Here is a 17,175-nt window from a genome sequence, read left to right on the forward strand (position 1 = left end):
AAAGGGTGTGAAGGCTAGCGGGAGAAAGAGACCTCTGGAGCCAAAAACCAGAGAAGACTGAAAGTCTTCGACGGATTTTGGTGAAGAGGAGCTCTTTCTGCTAGCCTGAACCCGACTACAGGATGTGAATAAGGTCAATCAGACTTGAATGATTGGCGGCGCATCAAAATAGACTGACACCAGTCAAACTTTTCGATGAGCTGAAATCACTCCAAGTCTGCTCTTATGTCCTGTACTGAGGCACGAGAAAAGCGTCCTGCTTTTGCAGTGGCGCTTTTTTCGTAAGTCCCTAGCATCTTTTCTTTATCTGTGCTATAATAGTTTCTATCAGATAGATATCGAGATGTAGCGCAGTCTGGTAGCGCACTAGCATGGGGTGCTAGGGGTCGCAGGTTCAATTCCTGTCATCTCGATTCATGAAACCGAGCGATTTTTAGCGTCGCTCGTTTTTTTTGTATATTAAGCTCAAAAAAGAGGCTGGAACAAGCTAGTCCGGTCTCCTTTTTTCTTTGATCTGCTAGATTATAGCTGGGGACATCAAGGACCGAAAATTTCGGTCGATGCCTTAGTCATTGTATATCTCCAAGAAGCCCTGGCGGAGTGCCTGGTTGGCGGTGTCTTTGAAGTGGACCTGGCCCTTGGCATCTGGTCCTTCTTCTGCGATCAGAATCCGGGGCTGGCCCTTGTCTTCCACAAAGAGATAGAAGTGGCGCTCAGGCTTGGGATTGGTCTTGTCTTCAATATCGCTATAGGCTGCCAACAAGCGCAAATCATCAGCCTCGTCCCCCGCTTGGACTTGGCGGGTCTTGCCATCCAAGGCAATTTCAAAGTCCTCTTGGGGCAGCTTAGCCCCGTAGAAATCAGCAGGCTGGTCGGGGCTGTAAGCTTGGTAGGCTTGCCCCATCTCCTGGCCCCAAGTCAGCATAAAGTTCCTTAGACGCTGGCTTTTGCCAGCTGTCCCACTTGGAGGAGTCGAGGTTTTTGCTGACCCTTCTGGATAGTGGTTGGTGATGGCCACACCGTAGCGGGCCTCATAGTCAACCGCTGGCTTGGGCCCCACATCTCCTGTAAGCGGCACACCAAACCAGATGTCACCCGTCGCTGGGTCTTGAGCCTGGATCCGAGTAGACCCAATATCCGTTGTATAAGGCCAGACAATATGCGCATAAAGGTCGGCCTGGAAGGGAATTTCATCCTTGAAATTGGGATAATTAATGAGGGTGATATAGGCTTCCATGGCCACCCCGGTATGGACAGCTAAGCGGTTGACCTCATCAAAACTTTCATCAGTCAAGGCTGCCACATCGGCCATCTGCTTGGCAAAGTCCAAGTGATCTAAGACATACTGGCTCATCCGCCACTTGGCATCCAAGCGATTCTGGTAGTCTTCATAAACCAAGCCCGTCAGCCATTCCCTCAGCTGGTCCAGCGCTTCTTGGTCTGCTGCATCGAATTCCGGCAGCAGCATTTTCTCCAAAACAAAAGTATCCGAATACAATTCTCGGTAATTTTCTTGGTGGTTTTCCTTAGCCAGCTCTTGGTCCAGTTTCTGGTAGAGCGCGGCAATAGCTGGATGGACGTCGCCGGGATCGCGGTCGGCAGCTTGGACGCTCTGAGCCGTGGGAAGGCCAGAAGCTATCGCCTGGTCCAGACGCTTGGCCCATCGCGCATTGGCCTGGCGAAGATTCTGGATATAAGTTTCTCGGTCCCCGTCTTCACTTCCACTAGCAGTCGCCTCAGCCTCCTCTGCCTGGCTGACAGCTGAACTTTGTGCCTGGCTCGAAGGCACTTGATTGCCTTCCTCTTGAGCCGTCACTTCTTCTTCCACTGGCGCCTGGTCATAAGTCGGCTCCGCTTTTTCCTGGTCGCAAGCCGTCAGTGCCAACTGGCCGACGACAAGCAGCATCCCCAATCCAAACCACTTTTTCTTCATCACGCGTCCTCCGTCCTAGTCCCAAAAATATCTGATATTTCCTGACCCTCATAGCGCATATAGAGCAAAGGGTAGGGCCTGCCTTCCTCATCCACTTCCGTCCGCCGATAAGTGACAAAGCCCATGTGCTGGTAGAAGGCCACTGCTTGGGCGTTCTGCTCATTAACGGTTAGCCGGTTGAGGCCATGGGAGCTAATCCCTATGGTCAAGAGCGCCCTGCCTAGGCCATCACCCCAGTAGCTGGGGTGTACAAAGAGCATCTCCAAACGATCCCCCACCAGGCCCATGAAGCCTGCCGTTTCCCCGACCGCTGACCGAACTAAAACTAAGTGGTCGACAGCCAATAAAGCGGCTGGGACTTCTTCTTTAATGGCCTGGATGGCAGCTTCATCCAGGAAATCATGGCTGGCACGAACCGAGGCCTCCCAGACGTCCAGGAGGTCTGGCACCCAAACTTGCCGGTCCCGTACTAATTTGATAAGAAAAGCTTTAGCCTCCACTTAGACCTCCTCCCGGGTCAAGCGCTCTATAATCGCCGCATGGTCGGGATAACGATCCAAGAGCTCCTGGCGGCTAAAGAGCTCGAAGTCATCATACTCAAAGCCCGGCGCGCACAAGCAGCTGACCAAGGCATAGTCTTCCTCAACCGTGGACCCAAAGATCGTCCCCTGGGGTACGACATAAGAGAGCTGTTGGCCCCGGTCCGCATCCAAGCCCAGTTCCACCGTCTCATAGCGGCCATCGGGATGAATCATATGGACGGTCAGGGCTTGACCGGCATGGTAGTACCAGATTTCATCGCAAGTCAGGCGGTGGAAGTGGGAGGGATTATCCGCTTCTAGCACGAAATAAATCGAGGTGTAGAGGGCGCGGTCGCCGTCCCTTACCCGTTCCGGACTCTTGACCACTTGTCGGAAATAGCCCCCTTCAACATGGGGTTCGAGGTTCAGGGCCTTGGCCCATTCAGCACTTGTCTTCATTCAAAAGACCTCCTTTTCCTCCAGTTTACCATTTTATCCGGCGGCGGCCTAGTTTTTCTAACGCGTCTCCCTTAGCGGCCTTGGCGGTGGGCAAAATACCGGCTGGATAAAAGCAAGGCTAGGCCTAAGAAGCAAGCCCCAAAGACCAGGGCAGCGATCCCATTAAAGCGCGAGGCTTCGATCCCCTCCTGAAAATCAGCCATGGCGCAGCTGACATAGTAACCGCTGTAACAATAGGGGTAAAGGGCCCACAAGCTGGTATTGGCGAGGAGGATACTAGGAATGACCAAGAATAAATTGAGGGCAATGGACAGGAAGGGCTGGCTGATCAGCACATGGACCTGCCAGATACAGGCCAAGCAGGGCAGCATAGTAAGAAAGATCCCTAGGCACTTGCTGACTAGGTAGGACAAGGGAACTGCCTGGTCAATGCCTGCCCAGTGCGTAGCCAGAAATCCTGCCAGGAGAAAGACCAGGAGGAAAAAAAGAATTTCCAAGCCTAAGAAGGCCACTAAGACCAGGAATTTCGCCAGGTTGACCTGGTAGAGCTTGACCGGAAGGCTGAGTAATTTGACCATCCCCCTGTCCTTAGTTTCCAGTCGGGTCACCATCACGGCTAGGACAATCATGGTAAAGGGCAAGAGATAATAGGCATACAGGAGGCAAGACTGGATAAACATAGCGCCCCAGGCCTCCTTGTATTCCGGCGTAAAATAAGCCGAAATGGAGTGGATGCCGGTTAAGACAATCAATAAGGGAGCAATCAAAATCAAGGGCAGGATATGGCTACGGCGCAGTTTGAGGCATTCGACTTTTAAGGCGGTCAACATGGAGACCAGCTCCTTTCTATTCATAGCAGCGATTCTGGGCAAGTAAAGGCCGAGGCTTAAATAAAACAAAGCGGATAGGCCCGCTAGCCAGCCCAGATCTCCTGACAAAGTGAAGGTCATTGTGGCAGAAGGTTGGAACATCAAGACAAAGGGGTGGAGAAGCAGCGCTTGGTTGGGGAAATTAGCCAAGGCTAAGCCCGTTAAGAGGCCAGCCAAGCCGATCCCCAGCGAGGTCCACAAGTTCTGACAGCGCGAGGCAACGAGGACCATCCCCGTCAGGACTGGCAGGGAAGAGAGTAAGGCCAGGCCAAAAGCCGAGACAAGCAGGCTGAGTCGGTCAGCTGTGAAGCCCAAGTAGCCAGCCATCAAGCCAGCCAAACTCGCGAACTCCAGTAAGAGGCTGAGCCCGTAAAGGCTGGCTAAGATGATAAGCTTGGCTAGGTACATTTTGCTTAGGGAATAAGGCAAGAAGTAGAGGTGTTTAATGGCCTGGCCGCGGCGCTCCAAGTCATAGCTCAGGGCAACGGAAAGGATGAGCGCCAGCATGTTCAAGAGCGTCAAAATCCCATAAAGCTGGGCCAAGAGAACTTGGACTGGGTCTCCTGGCAAGTTCAAGAGCTGGTCTCGGCGCAAGAAGTAAGTGAGACCAACCAACACTGCTCCGACAAGGCCGGTCAATAGGATTCCCGGCACAATTCCTGTTCCTTTTAACTTCTTTTTCTCAATCGACAAGGCTTTGAACATGGGAGCTCCCTCCTTGTCCGCGGTTGTCTGCCATAACCATCTCTAGGAAGAGGTCTTCCAAGGACTCTTGCCCCGCTGCCCGGTCTTTCAAGGCCCTGAGTGAGCCCTCGTAAAGCTGGCGGCCCCGGTTTAAGATGCAGAGGTCGTCCACCATCTGCTCCATCTCAGACAAGAGGTGGGAAGAGATCAGGACCGTACAGCCATAGCGTTCCGGCAGGGAGAGGATGAGCTGGCGGATCTCATGGATGCCTGCTGGATCGAGACCATTGGTGGGCTCATCCAAGATTAAGAGTGGAGGCTGACCGATCAAGGCCGAGGCGATGCCTAAACGCTGCTTCATCCCCAGCGAATAATGGCGGACAAGCCGGTCCGCATAGGGGCCTAAGTCCACCAAATTCAAGGCCTGGTCAACCGTCTCTGGCGCCAGGTCCAAGATACGGCGGATCAAGTCCAAGTTCTCCCGCCCGCTCAGGTTGGCATAGTAGGAAGGGGCCTCGATTAAGGCGCCGACCTTGTGGAGGATGGCTTGACGGTCCTTGGGGAAACTCAGCCCATCAATCTGGCAGTCGCCCGAAGACGGTGCCGTCAGTCCCAGAAGCATCTTCATAGTGGTCGACTTCCCTGCCCCATTCGGCCCCAACAAGCCATAGATTGACCCCCGGCTCACATGAAGGGAGAGCTGGTCAACAGCGACGAAATCCTTATACACTTTACTCAAGCGGTGACTTTCAATGATGTAGTCAGTCATTTTAATCATCCTTTCTTCCTGACTTAGCCCTAGGATAACAAGGCAAGCTGACAGGTCCCTGACCCCAAACTGACAATTTCCTGACATTTTTAAGCAAGGATTGCTTCCCCCTTTCTTCCTGCCTATAATAGCCTTAAGGAGGAAGCATCGATGACTAACCATTATTTAAAAGAAAAAAAGATCCTCTTAGTCGACGACCAAGCCGACCTATTGGAAATGACAGCCGACTTCCTAAGACAGGGCGGCTATCAAAAGATTTCTACCGCCCAATCTGCCGAGGAGGCCTTAGAATTAGTGAAAAAGACTCCACCTGACCTTGCCATCCTGGACATTATGTTGCCGGATATGAATGGCTTTGACCTGATGAAACGCCTGCGAGAAAAACAGAACTACCCCATCCTCTTCCTCTCTGCTCGAGGCGAAGCGGAAGACCGCTTGCGGGGCTATGACCTGGGTGCGGATGATTATGTGGTCAAGCCCTTTCTCGCCAAGGAATTATTGTATAAGATTACCGCTATTCTCAGACGGGCCTATCCCAAGGCCGAGAGCCGCTTTGACCTGGTCGATTGTCAAGTGGACCTGGAAGCAGCCGAAGTGATTCGTGGTCAGGACCGAACCCGACTGACCGCCAAGGAAGTGGCCCTCCTGCGCGTACTCTACCGTAACGAAGGGAAGATCGTCACCATCGATAATCTCTGCCAGGCCGTCTGGGGCGATAATCCTTTTGGCTATGAGGAAGCCCTGATGACCCATGTGCGCCGGGTGCGCAAGAAGATTGAAGCCAATCCCTCCCAACCCCAGTGTCTGGTCACTGCTAAGGGTCTGGGATATAAATTACTCACGAAAGGACATGTCTAATGGAAACTTGGCACAAGGCCCTCAGCCGCTACATCCGTATCGTCCTCAGCTCGGCAGCCCTTCTCCTAATGGTCAACCTCTTAGCCTTCGCCTTCCTGGCCAGCCCCTACCAAAAAGACAGCTCACCCTGGCGCCTTGCTGACCAGGTCGCCCAAGAAATCACTTATAAGGAGGGGACCTATCAGCTCAGTGCAAGCGGCGCCCAAGCCCTCAAGGAGGAGGGAGCCTGGGCCTTCCTAATCGCCAAGGACTCCCCCAAAATTCTCTGGCGGTCAGACCATATCCCCATTGACCTGGGCAATCAAGTCAGGACAGCTGATATTGCTTCCTTTAACAGCGGCTACCTGGCCGACTACCCCACTTTTACTGGAAGCTCTGACCTGGGACTCTTAGTGGTCGCCTTCCCTAAACAGAGCTATTGGAAGCTCCAGCATCCCAGCTGGCCCTATGCCTTCATTGCCAAGGCCCCTCAATATGTTACGTTGATGATTGGCCTTGACCTGGTCCTCCTCCTCGCCATCTACCTCTTCGCCAACCGCCGCTTATTGAGCTCGCTAGGTCCCTTGGCTGAAGCCATCCAAGCCCTCCCTAGTAAGCAAAAGCTGACCCTCACAGTATCGGGCCCCCTCGCCCAAATCGCCCAAAAAATCAACCAAGCCTCCGCCCTCCTCCACGACCAACAAAGCCAACTCAAGAAGAAGGACCAGGCCCGCAGTCAGTGGATCTCAAGCATCTCCCACGACATCCGCACCCCCCTCAGCATGGTTATGGGCTATGCCGACCAAGTAATGAGCAGCCAACACCTAAATCCCTCCGACCAGAAGAAAGTTGCAGCAATTTTCATCCAAGGGCAAAAAATCAAAGACCTCGTCGAAGACCTGAACCTCTCCTCGCGTCTGGACTACCAAATGCAGCCTCTAAAACTCGACCAAGTCAACCTCCTGGCCCTCAGCCGCCAAGTTGTCGCCGACTTCCTCAACAGCCTGGACGAAGACCGCTATCCCATAGCCTTCAACTACCAAGGACCAGGGACAGACTGCCTCATTTGGGCGGATAGCGGCCTGGTGCAAAGGGCCCTAACTAATCTCATCACCAACGCCATCCGCCACAATCCCCAAGGCTGCCGGATCCAAGTCGACCTCCAAGTCCTTGACGAAGCCATCATGATTAGCGTCTCCGACAATGGCCAAGGCCTGCCTCCAAACCAAGTCCAAGAGCTCCAAGCCGAAGTCTTCCAAGAAAATAAAGACCAAGCAGCCTTCCAAGGCCAGCACGGTCTTGGCCTGCGCATCGTCCGGCAGATTATGGCTAACCACCATGGCGATTTCCAAATCCGAGCCCTCTCCCCCCAAGGCTTCCAAGCCCGTATCATATTCCCAAGAAATCAGCAGAAATTATATAAACATTCTCCTTTTGATGTCGATAGCTAGATAATTAAAGTACCAGTTTTTTAGGCTAGCAGTGAGCAGTAGTGAAGCTTTGAAGTTGATCGTTAGCCATGAAAAGCAAGCGAAGCGAATTACGGAGCGTAGGCTTTAGCCATACGATCCGTTTGAGTCTCGCTAGGCGAGAGACCTTGGCTCGAGCCGGTGCCATGGCTCTTTAACGATCAAATTCAAAAGCGAAACGAATGCTCAGTCTCTCCTCGCGCTATATTATATTAAAAAAGCCTTTCGACTAGCCAGCTAAGTGCCAGTCGAAAGGCTTTTCAATTCCAATCAAAATCTAAAACAGGCCATGGTAACGGTGGTTGGTCCAAATAACCCGCCCAAGGCCCAAGACAAAGCCCAGGCCAAAGACCAGCCAGGACCATAAAGATTGGCTTAGGAGGAGGCTAAGGCCGGTTAAAGCAACTGACCAACCGATAAGGCCCAGACCCTGACCCACGCCCCGGGCAAAGCGCACCCGGTCTTTAGCCGCCAAGCGGCCTGGATGATAGCCATTGAGGAGGTCCAAACGCTCTTTATAGGCGATTTGCCAGGCCTGCCAACTGATAACTAGACCACAGCCTAGCATGACCACTGAGGTAATGGCACCGATTTCTGCCATAAGGGGCTCCTTTCTTCTTTAATGCAATTGATAAAGTTCAAAGTGGCGGTTGCGCCCTAGCCAATTATTCTCACTGAAGCCAAACTTGTCATAGAGGCTGGTAATTACTTCGGGATGTTGGTTGAGCACATCACGGTGGATGAGGAGAACAACTTGGTCCTCGACAGGTCCCGGAGCCATCTCTTGGATGCCCTCTGCATAATGACTCTCCTGAGCAGCTAGAGGATATATGGCTGGGAACTGCATTAATTCCTCGCAATGCCAGGCAGTTCTCTGCGGAGTCTCCGATTCGGGAATGACGATGACTGGCGCTTCACTTACCGTATTCACTACCTGCATAAATTCATCCGCCTCGGGATAGAGGTAATCCAGCTCATAGTCCCGCTGACCAACGTAGCCAAGACCGCCTAAGAGGCAGACTAACAGGGCCAATTTAGCCCAGCCCAAATGCGGAATAGGGGATAAAACTTGCTGGTAGAGCAGGCCAGCGCAAGCAATGATTAGGGGATAAAAAGCAAAGATATAGCGGGCTGATGGATAAGGCGAAACGAGCGCAATCAAGGCCACTCCTAAGACGGCAGGCAGGGCGAGCAGAAGAAAACTGTCCAGAGCTTTCCGCTGCCAAGACAAAACCAGGAAAGCCAGGATGGCGAAGACTAAGAGGGGCTTGCCATAGCCAGCGAAGAGCTGGTCCATGATCAAGTCATAGAAGGCTCGCACTTGGTCGACTTGCTGGGTCCCAAACAAGTTTCCCACTACTTCATTCCCTCGATTGCTATTGAAGAGGTGGTCGATAGTACTTGGAAAGATTGCTAGGCAAGCCAGCACGCTCATGGCCTGTCCTAAGGCAAATTGGCTAGCCGCTTTGCCCTCTTGACGCAAGCAAAGGAGACCAAAGAGAACCGCGGTGAGGATGCCCGCAAAGATATAGTAATAATACTGGCTGAGTCCCCCGAGAAGAGTGGTGGCCATGGCCGCCAGTAAGATTTTTCGGCTAGGTGCTTTTAAGTACTTATAGGCCAGATAGGCAAAGACTACTTGGATAAGGGCCAGCAAGAGGTACATGCGGATATAGACAAAGGAGGTCAATCCGCCCACACTCAGCCCGTAGAAGCTCGCCAGGGCTAGGGCCAGCCAACGATTGGCCAGGAGCTCTCGCAAGAAGAAAAAGAGCACGACTAAAATCAAGGCATAGAGGACTAAGTTGACTCCCAAGCCTAGCCACTTAGAAAAGGTCCCTGGAAAAAAAGAAGACACCGTATGGAGGACCATATAATAAAAAGGCGGGTGGACATCTTGAGTCTGGTTATAATAAACCGACCCATAAGAAAAACGGTCATCCTCCGAAGTGGTGAGATAGTCCGCATAATAATCAGGGCTCAGCCATTGGTTATAGTCGTCTGGAAAAGGCTTATAGTAAGAGTTAGATAAGCCATAGGAATAATATTCATCCACATGGTAGCCTAATTTATCTTGTCCTGTACGAAAGGCTGCCAGTAAGCAGATAGCCAGGGTTAGGAGGCCAATTAGCTTAAAGGCCAGCGATTTTTTTGAATCAGTCACTTGATACGCTCCCATCATTTTAGTTTTACTTAGGTATTATAACAAAAATTAAGGCCCAAGATTTTTTAAATCTAACTCGTCAATTTCTTCCCCCCTCCCCAACTTTCCTGACTTTGTCCCCCAGTGAGTGATCAGGGACAAGTCCCCTAAAAAGTGATAAGATAATCCCAACTTAAATGACACAGCGAGCAGGAGGAAAACCATGTCTTATTTTGAAAAATTCTTAAAAACCAACCAAGCCTATGCCGACCTACACGAAGATGCCCATCTTCCCCTCCACCCCAAGACCCGGGTGGCCATTGTGACCTGCATGGATTCTCGCCTGCATGTGGCCCAAGCATTGGGGCTGGCTCTCGGCGATGCCCATATCCTGCGCAATGCTGGGGGACGCGTCACCGAGGATACGATTCGCTCCTTGGTCATCTCCGAGCAACAATTAGGGACGCGTGAAATTGTAGTCCTCCACCACACGGACTGCGGCGCCCAGACCTTCACCAATGAAGGCTTCGCCCAGCAATTAAAAGAGGACCTCGGCGTCGACGTCAAAGGCCAAGACTTCCTTCCCTTCACCGATGTGGAAGACAGTGTCCGCGAAGACATTGCCCTGCTCAAAGCCTCGCCTCTAATCCCCGATGATATTATCATCTCCGGCGCCGTCTATGACGTAGACACCGGACGCATGCACCAGGTGGATTAGGATCTTTCTACACTTGAAGATTTAAGGCTCACAATTAATGTGTAAGGGATGACCATAAAAAAATATTAAGAAATCTAAGAAAACCATTTGACAATTATGAGATTTCGTCTTACAATGGGTTTAACTTTTGAAGATCAATAAAAAACATTGAAAAACGAGTAGGCTTATGAAAGTTTCTAGAGAGTAAGCGTTTGGTGGAAGCTTATAACGGCAGTAAGTTCGAAAATCATTTTCTTGATTGCAAGGCTGAAGCGTAGTAAGCCTTGTCGCAGTGGTGTGCGTTATCCTCCCCCGGCATTGTTGGATGCTCGAGCGCTTATTTCGGTAAGAATAAAGGTGGTACCGCGGACTATTTCGCCCTTTGTCTATAGGACAAGGGGCGTTTTTTTATGGTTTTCAAAGTCTGAAATGTTGCTGGTTAGTTATGGAAAATTAAGGAGGAATTATGATGAACAAGTTATCACGAAGTCAATTTTTACAAACTTCTATCATGCTGTTTGGTTTATTTTTTGGGGCTGGGAACTTAATCTTCCCCCCTCTACTCGGTAACCAGGCTGGGAGTCGGACCTGGATTGCCCTGGTCAGTTTTGCGGTGACAGCGGTCATCTTCCCCGTCTTAGGCACTATTGTGGTCGGTAAGACAGAGGGCCTCTCCCAGTTAGCCAACCGTGTCGGGCCTAAGTTTTCCATCATCTTTACCACAGCGATCTACCTATCCATCGGCCCTGGCCTAGGGATTCCCCGGGCTGGTTCTGTCCCCTTCGAGATGGCAGTGGCCCCCTATATCCCGGAAGCCATGAGCCTGGGTCTCGCCCGCCTCATCTATACCCTCGCCTTCTTTGCCTTGGCCCTCTGGCTCTGCCTCAAACCCAACCAATTAGTCAAGCGGGTCGGCAAGTACCTGACGCCCCTGCTCCTCTTAATGATCCTGCTCATGTTCGCCCGGGTCATGTTCATGCCTAAGGGCGTAGCGGAACCCGTCGATGCCTATGCCACAAGTCCTGTCGTCCAAGGTTTCCTCGAAGGCTATAACACCATGGATGCCGTGGCCGCCCTCAACTTCGGCTTTGTCATCTCCATGGCCATCCGCCGCTTTGGCGTCCAAGACAAGAAGGAAGTCGCCAAGTATACCATGAAGTCCGGCCTCCTCGCTGGCCTAGTCCTCTTCCTGGTCTACGCCATGTTAGCCGCTATCGGGATGGTCTCTTCCCAAAAACTGGCTGGAGCAGACAATGGAGCCTTCATCCTGACCCAAGCTGTCCAAGCTGCCTTAGGTAATTTTGGCTTGGTCTTCCTAGCCGGGATCTTCACCCTAGCCTGCCTGACAACCTGTGTCGGCCTCATCACTTCTGGCGCCGAATACTTCAACCAATTATTCAAGGAGAAACTCTCCTACCGGGCCTGGGTTTTTATCTGGACCGGCTTCTCCTTCTTAGTTGCCAACTTCGGTTTAAATAATTTACTGGCCTTCTCTGTCCCTGTTCTGACCGTCATCTATCCGGTTGCCCTCGTCCTTATCCTCATGGGTATCAGCCAGGAAGTCGTCCAATACGGTCCCCTCTCCTACCTCGTAGCGGCTACGGTCTCAGTCGCCCTCCCCTTGGTCGACATGTTGCAGACCACTTTCAAGGTCAGCTTCCCTGGCCTCACTTCACTCGTCGCTAACCTCCCCCTAGCCAGTCAAGGCCTGGGCTGGTTAGTCCCTACCCTAGTCGCCCTCCTCATCAGCCTGGCCTGCGAAAAAGTCCTACTCCCTCGCTATGCCAGCAGCCCAGTTAATGAATGGACCCGTTAATTCAGCTTTAACACGCTCCCCTGGAAAGCCAGGGGAGTTTTTTCGTGCAAAGAAAAGGGTGCTGGTGAACATCTGACTGCTCACTAGCACCTTTACAAGATTATTTACTTTTAGATTTGCAACTTAATACTAAAATCAAAAAGGAAAATGCTACTCACTAAAAATTATTTATTATTTTCTTTTTGTTGTGATTTAAAGATGAGGCACTCTTAATAATTAAGCAATGTAGTTTGAGCAGGAGTGGAGCTTTGAAGTTGGCCCTTAGCCATGAACAAGCAAGAACAGACTAATCAACCAAGAGAGCCTTGGCTTCAAAGAGCCAATCCCGGTAGAAGAAGAGCACGACTGCTAAGTAGAGGAGGTAAAGCAGGGCGCCCCCCACAAAGGGCATGAAGTTAGCCACCGCATAGAAGCAGACGGCATGGCTGACCAAGAGGAGGACCTCCCGCCAATTGTTTTTCAAATAAGTAAAGCGAATCTGGCTGGTATAGAAGAACCAGCAGATATAGCAGAGGGTCGTCGTCATAGCAACCGTTAGGATATCGTGCCAGACAAAGGATAGGCCCGCCACAAAGATAAAGGATAAGCCCGCATAAAGGACACTATCTCGGAAGTACTGGCGTTCCGGCACAGTGGCCTTGTAAATATTAGCTACCAAGATCCGCGAGAGCATAATATAGGGAATCGCAATAAAGGTAACTGACAAGAGGGTCGTCGCTGGCTCATACTTAGCCAGGAAGGTTAAGATAATCCACTTGAAGATAAAGAAGGCAAAGCCACTCAGAATGCCTAAGAAAATACAGGCTCGTTTGATCACATTCAAGAGCATCTGGTCCTTACGCTTGGCAATAACATTGTAGAAAACCATACCCACCGCATTGACGATCAAGAGGATCACATTGAGGACGGAATTCTGGAAGGAATACTGGGCAAATTCTTCAATATTGTACCACCACTTGGTTACCCAACTCCCGATCAGGCCAACAAAGGTTAAGGACATGTTAGCAAAGAGGATAAAGAAGCCGACCCGGAAGAGACCCAGGTGCTTTTTCCAAGAGAAGATAAAGTTTAGGCCCTGGTTCTTGATAAAGCGGTATTCATAGAAGACCGTCAGGAAGAGATAGGACAGGATATTGAGGACGATGTAGAGATAGTAATTGTCGCTTCGCATGAGGAAGATGGCCACCAAGAGGGTCAGGATATAGAAGATACTCTTGGAGATATTGGCCCGCGAGAAGGTCGCAAATTGTCCCGTAGCCTGCAAGAAATTCTGGTGGTACATGTTGATGGTATCGAAGAGGGTCACCGTCGAGAAGAGGGCCAAGATAGGATTCTTCACCACCAGAGAATAGGTCAGCATCAGGGCGAAGACGCAGAGCTGGTAGACCACAATAAAGTTATGCTCAGACCGGATCTCCAGCGGGTCCAAGTCTTCCAACCGCTTGCCCCCATATTTAATATAGATCCCATCATTATAGCCATAGTTAAACAAGTAAGTTATTGAAGTATACATGATATATTCGCGGTAGTTGCCGTAGTCAGCGACTGTCAGAATGGCCGGCAGGAGGAAGTTAATAATAAAACTCGTCCCGAAGCCAATGATGTTAGACAGGGCCACGTTAAAGATATTCTTCAATAATTTCATTCCTAACTCCTTTCAGAGCTCACTGTGGGCTCGGTAATTTTTGGTAGAGGCAGTATTCCCCCACCTGGTCGATTGCTTGGTAATTCGCTTGAATCCAATCCAAAAAGTCAGCTTCCACTTGAGAATTCAGAGACTGGCCTTCCTTGAGACGGTCCTTAATGACCAAGACCTGGGGCTGCTTATGGGTCAGGTCGGTCCGAAATTCATCCGCAATAGCTGGCGCCTGGTCTAAGTCAACGGCCGGCAAGTTGAAATAGCGAGTGGGTGCCTGCCGGTCAGTCAAGAGATAGAAGGCGCCGCCGAAGCGATGGGCATAAATCGGATCAGTAGGCTGACTTTCAGCCAGAATAATTTGACTGGCTGCTTCGTATTTGTTCTTGGTTGAACTTCGCTGGAGCGCCCAGACATAGCGTTCATCCGTTCCCAATTCCCATTGCCAGTCGCCAGGTCCCTTGAGTCCCCCATTGAAGCCAGGGCCGAGTTGGTCCATCTTTTCCACCAGGGTCGGATGGTCTTCGGGCAAGGTCACGCTGTAGACCCGGTTGTAGAAGATATCGGCCGGGTATTTAAAGAAGTAAAGGGCTAAAGCGAGGACCCCAATGTTCACTAGGGCCTGCCCCCTCCTCAGACTAAAGAGGCGCAAGAAGTGAATGATGAGCAGGCTGATGAAGGGCAGGAGGACCATAAAATAATGCGGATAGAAACGTCCCGACAAGAGGGTCGAGTAGAAGGTCGCCGCAAAAGCTAGGAGGAAACCCGCCAACCCCCAGTAAGTCTGGGGCTGCTGGCGGTCCTTGACCAACCAAGTCAGGAAGCCCAAGCTGCCCATGCCCAGGATATGGTGGAAGGCTAACTTTTCATTTAACTTGGTAAGAATTTCTGACTTGGTGAATTCACTATCCGTCAAATATTGGAGATTGAAGAGGATAGAGAAGTTAATCATCTCCGTAAAGGCGCCATGATAGACCAAGTATAAGCTAACCGGCAGGATAAAGCTAAGAATCCCAAGCCCCGTCCACATAATCGCCCGCTTCATTTCAGTGTAATTTTTATAGCTGAGCAAGTGGGCAAAGATCAGTCCGATTAAAGGCAACCAGCTGATAATCATATTGGCCCGTAAATTAAAGACAAAGGCTCCCGATAAGCCGACTAAAAAATATTGCCAGGCCGGCAAGCGGTCTGCTTCAAAATAACGCAGGTAAGCCATCAAGGTGAACAAGATGCCAGCCAAGGCATAGAGCTCGGTCAAGTTACCGGATTCAATCAGAGGATCCAGTATGAGCAGGCTAATTCCTACAGCCAGGAGTGATCGCAATCGGTCTAAATACTGCCGGCCCAGATAGTAGATTAGGCCTGTCAGTGCCGAAAGGGCCAAGAGCTCCACCCAGTAAATCCCGCCAAAGCGGTTGACATGGGGCATGAGCCAACCCAGGGCATTAACTAAGATAATGCTAATCCCCTTGTGGTCCGTAAAATCTAAATAGGGAATCCCACCCCTAGCCATCTCCCGACCCATATAAATAAACATGGAACTATCATGACCGGGAATAGCCTCCGCCCAAGGACTCGAGGTCAAGGACAGGGAAAAAATAAAAGTGAGCCCTAAAACCAAGCAAACACTCAAGCCCCCTAAAAACCATTCCCAATATTTCTTTTGACTACTTTCCATCACATGACTCCTCTTTTACTTTAATGTACAAGCTGATATTCAAGTCTTCGCCCCCCCAAATAAGCAAGTAGGAGCGCTGACATTTAATCGTAAAACAAAGTGACCTAGGGCTAAAGAACAAGATAACATCAGCCATGTTGATCCTCTGAACATTCAATGACCAAATTCAAAATCACAACGTACGCTCACCAGCACAGTTTCTACACAAACATTAACAAAACACCAAACTATAATGAGATTGGAATCTACTCATGAGCAGGAGTGGAGCTTGAAAGTGATCGTTAGCCGTGACCAAGCAAGCGAAGCGAATTACGGAACGTAGGCGCTAGCCGTACGGACCGTTTGAGTCTCGCTAGGTGAGGGACCTTGGCCCGAACCGGTGCCATGCTTTAGCCGTTGGAGCCTTGGCGACTTACGGATAAAGTACAAGACGGCTTCAGCCGTGTTGATCCACTTATCATTCAAGGGCCAAATTCAAAAGCGAAATGCATGCTCATCAGCACAATCCCCGCACCACCACTATCAAAGCACCAAACAAAAAGCAGGTTTAGATTTATCTTTGAGCAGAAGTGCAGCGTTGAAGTTGGGCCTTAGCCATGAAAAGCAAGCAATGTGAATTAGGGATCGTAGGCGAAGCCGTACGAGCCCTTTGAAGCTTGCTAGGCGAGAGACCAAGGCTCGAGCCGGTGCCATGGCTTTTCAAGGCCCAAATTCAACAGCGGAACGTATGCTCATAGCACCATTTCAATCAACATTTTTTACACTTGATTCAAGGCATAAAAAAACGCCCCCGAGAAGAATCGAACTTCCGACACATCGTTTAGGAAACGAATGCTCTATCCGCTGAGCTACGGGGCCATACAAGAATTTTAACATACTTGTTAAGCTTCTTGTGACTTTATTTGTTAAATTCGCCGCTTAATGGCGTTAAAAACATAGCAAGCAAAGACATAGGAGGCCTTCCAGAGGGGGAGACCTTCCAATTCACGGTAGGTATGCCAAGTCCGCTTGAGCGCCCCCAGTCGATTAGAGGAAATCGAACCGGGAACTTGCCGGTAGTGGTTGAGAACCTCATCTAAGAGATAAGCCTGGCAGCCCCGTTCCCGCATCAACATCAACCAAGTCGCCGTATCCTGGCCCTTACGAACCAGGGGCATTCGGAAGTCACCGACCAGCTGGCGGTCAATCATCACTGTTGAACAAGCAATGGCCGTATTCTTCAATAGGCCATCGTAATCGAGCTTGTGGGGCAAGTCCGCTCTTTCTTTAAGGACCTCCCCTGCCTCATTGACTTGGGCGAAGTTGGTATAAGTGAAACCGTAAGCTTCACGGTCCATAAAGGCTAGCTGCTTGGACAATTTATCCGGTGTCCAGTAGTCATCGCTATCCACGAAGGCAATATAACGTCCCTGGGCAGCCTCCAAGCCCCAGTTCCTGGCCACAGCCGCCCCGCTATTTTCCTCTAACTTGTGGTACTTGATCCGGTCATCCTGAGCCTGGTAGGTCTTGATAATCTCAGCGCTCTGGTCCGGGCTACAGTCATCCACTAAGAGCATCTCCCAATTGTCATAGTCCTGGGCTTGGACGCTCTCGATAGTATGGGCCAAATATTTTTCCGCCTTATAAACGGGCGTCACGATGGAAACCAAGTCGTCTTGCATAAT

Annotated in this window: 14 protein-coding genes, 2 tRNA genes and 1 other annotated feature; of the genes, 5 read left to right on the forward strand and 11 right to left on the reverse strand. The window is 50.7% G+C overall.

Going from position 1 to position 17,175, the window contains the following annotated elements; all coding sequences use genetic code 11:
- Positions 1-339: 339 nt before the first annotated feature.
- Positions 340-413, forward strand: a tRNA-Pro gene (locus tag AWM72_RS02420).
- Between the two features lie 152 nt (positions 414-565).
- Here AWM72_RS02420 and AWM72_RS02425 read toward each other — a convergent pair.
- The 5 genes from AWM72_RS02425 to AWM72_RS02445 form a co-directional block, all read right to left on the reverse strand.
- Positions 566-1,933: a DUF4767 domain-containing protein gene (locus AWM72_RS02425; RefSeq protein WP_067972635.1), complete on the reverse strand. Its 1,368-nt coding sequence runs from the start codon at positions 1,931-1,933 to the stop codon at positions 566-568.
- On the reverse strand, positions 1,933-2,433 hold the full coding sequence (locus AWM72_RS02430; protein ID WP_230080830.1) for a GNAT family N-acetyltransferase: 501 nt from the start codon (positions 2,431-2,433) through the stop codon (positions 1,933-1,935). The genes AWM72_RS02425 and AWM72_RS02430 overlap by 1 nt, the downstream gene beginning before the upstream one ends.
- The gene (locus AWM72_RS02435; RefSeq protein WP_067972639.1) at positions 2,434-2,913 is read right to left on the reverse strand and encodes a cupin domain-containing protein; all 480 of its coding nucleotides are present in this window, start codon (positions 2,911-2,913) and stop codon (positions 2,434-2,436) included.
- A 71-nt stretch (positions 2,914-2,984) separates the two neighbouring features.
- Positions 2,985-4,487: an ABC transporter permease gene (locus AWM72_RS09170; protein WP_083272380.1), complete on the reverse strand. Its 1,503-nt coding sequence runs from the start codon at positions 4,485-4,487 to the stop codon at positions 2,985-2,987.
- Entirely contained in the window at positions 4,465-5,244 is a 780-nt protein-coding gene (locus AWM72_RS02445) for an ABC transporter ATP-binding protein (protein WP_083505573.1), read from the reverse strand. Before AWM72_RS02445 ends, AWM72_RS09170 begins: the two co-directional genes overlap by 23 nt.
- 141 nt (positions 5,245-5,385) lie before the next feature.
- Between AWM72_RS02445 and AWM72_RS02450 the strand changes: the two genes are divergently transcribed.
- Positions 5,386-6,093 (forward strand): response regulator transcription factor, encoded by a 708-nt coding sequence (locus AWM72_RS02450; protein ID WP_067972642.1) that lies wholly within the window; start codon positions 5,386-5,388, stop codon positions 6,091-6,093.
- The gene (locus AWM72_RS02455; RefSeq protein ID WP_067972645.1) at positions 6,093-7,523 is read left to right on the forward strand and encodes a sensor histidine kinase; all 1,431 of its coding nucleotides are present in this window, start codon (positions 6,093-6,095) and stop codon (positions 7,521-7,523) included. The genes AWM72_RS02450 and AWM72_RS02455 overlap by 1 nt, the downstream gene beginning before the upstream one ends.
- 295 nt (positions 7,524-7,818) lie before the next feature.
- On the opposite strand, the gene AWM72_RS02460 is transcribed toward AWM72_RS02455, so the two are convergent.
- Positions 7,819-8,142: a hypothetical protein gene (locus AWM72_RS02460; protein ID WP_067972647.1), complete on the reverse strand. Its 324-nt coding sequence runs from the start codon at positions 8,140-8,142 to the stop codon at positions 7,819-7,821.
- 18 nt (positions 8,143-8,160) lie between these two features.
- Positions 8,161-9,705 carry a glycosyltransferase family protein gene (locus tag AWM72_RS02465; RefSeq protein ID WP_067972649.1) on the reverse strand — a complete coding sequence of 515 codons (1,545 nt, stop codon included), beginning with the start codon at positions 9,703-9,705 and terminating at the stop codon, positions 8,161-8,163.
- Between the two features lie 202 nt (positions 9,706-9,907).
- On the opposite strand from AWM72_RS02465, the gene AWM72_RS02470 reads away from it, so the two are divergent.
- Positions 9,908-10,402 (forward strand): beta-class carbonic anhydrase, encoded by a 495-nt coding sequence (locus AWM72_RS02470; RefSeq protein WP_067972652.1) that lies wholly within the window; start codon positions 9,908-9,910, stop codon positions 10,400-10,402.
- A gap of 137 nt (positions 10,403-10,539) precedes the next feature.
- Positions 10,540-10,767, forward strand: a binding site (T-box leader).
- Positions 10,768-10,847: 80 nt separating this feature from the next.
- Positions 10,848-12,197, forward strand: a complete 1,350-nt coding sequence (brnQ, locus tag AWM72_RS02475; RefSeq protein WP_230080829.1) for a branched-chain amino acid transport system II carrier protein — start codon at positions 10,848-10,850, stop codon at positions 12,195-12,197.
- Between the two features lie 286 nt (positions 12,198-12,483).
- Here the strand turns inward: brnQ and AWM72_RS02480 are convergent, their stop codons facing one another.
- The 4 genes from AWM72_RS02480 to AWM72_RS02495 form a co-directional block, all read right to left on the reverse strand.
- The gene (locus AWM72_RS02480; protein ID WP_067972655.1) at positions 12,484-13,842 is read right to left on the reverse strand and encodes an MATE family efflux transporter; all 1,359 of its coding nucleotides are present in this window, start codon (positions 13,840-13,842) and stop codon (positions 12,484-12,486) included.
- Between the two features lie 19 nt (positions 13,843-13,861).
- Positions 13,862-15,511, reverse strand: a complete 1,650-nt coding sequence (locus AWM72_RS02485; RefSeq protein ID WP_067972658.1) for an ArnT family glycosyltransferase — start codon at positions 15,509-15,511, stop codon at positions 13,862-13,864.
- Positions 15,512-16,296: 785 nt separating this feature from the next.
- A tRNA-Arg gene (locus AWM72_RS02490) sits at positions 16,297-16,369 on the reverse strand.
- A gap of 47 nt (positions 16,370-16,416) precedes the next feature.
- Positions 16,417-17,172, reverse strand: a complete 756-nt coding sequence (locus tag AWM72_RS02495; RefSeq protein WP_067972661.1) for a glycosyltransferase family 2 protein — start codon at positions 17,170-17,172, stop codon at positions 16,417-16,419.
- Positions 17,173-17,175: the final 3 nt, after the last annotated feature.

The sequence above is a fragment of the Aerococcus sanguinicola genome, from assembly GCF_001543145.1.
GTDB classification, from domain to species: domain Bacteria; phylum Bacillota; class Bacilli; order Lactobacillales; family Aerococcaceae; genus Aerococcus; species Aerococcus sanguinicola.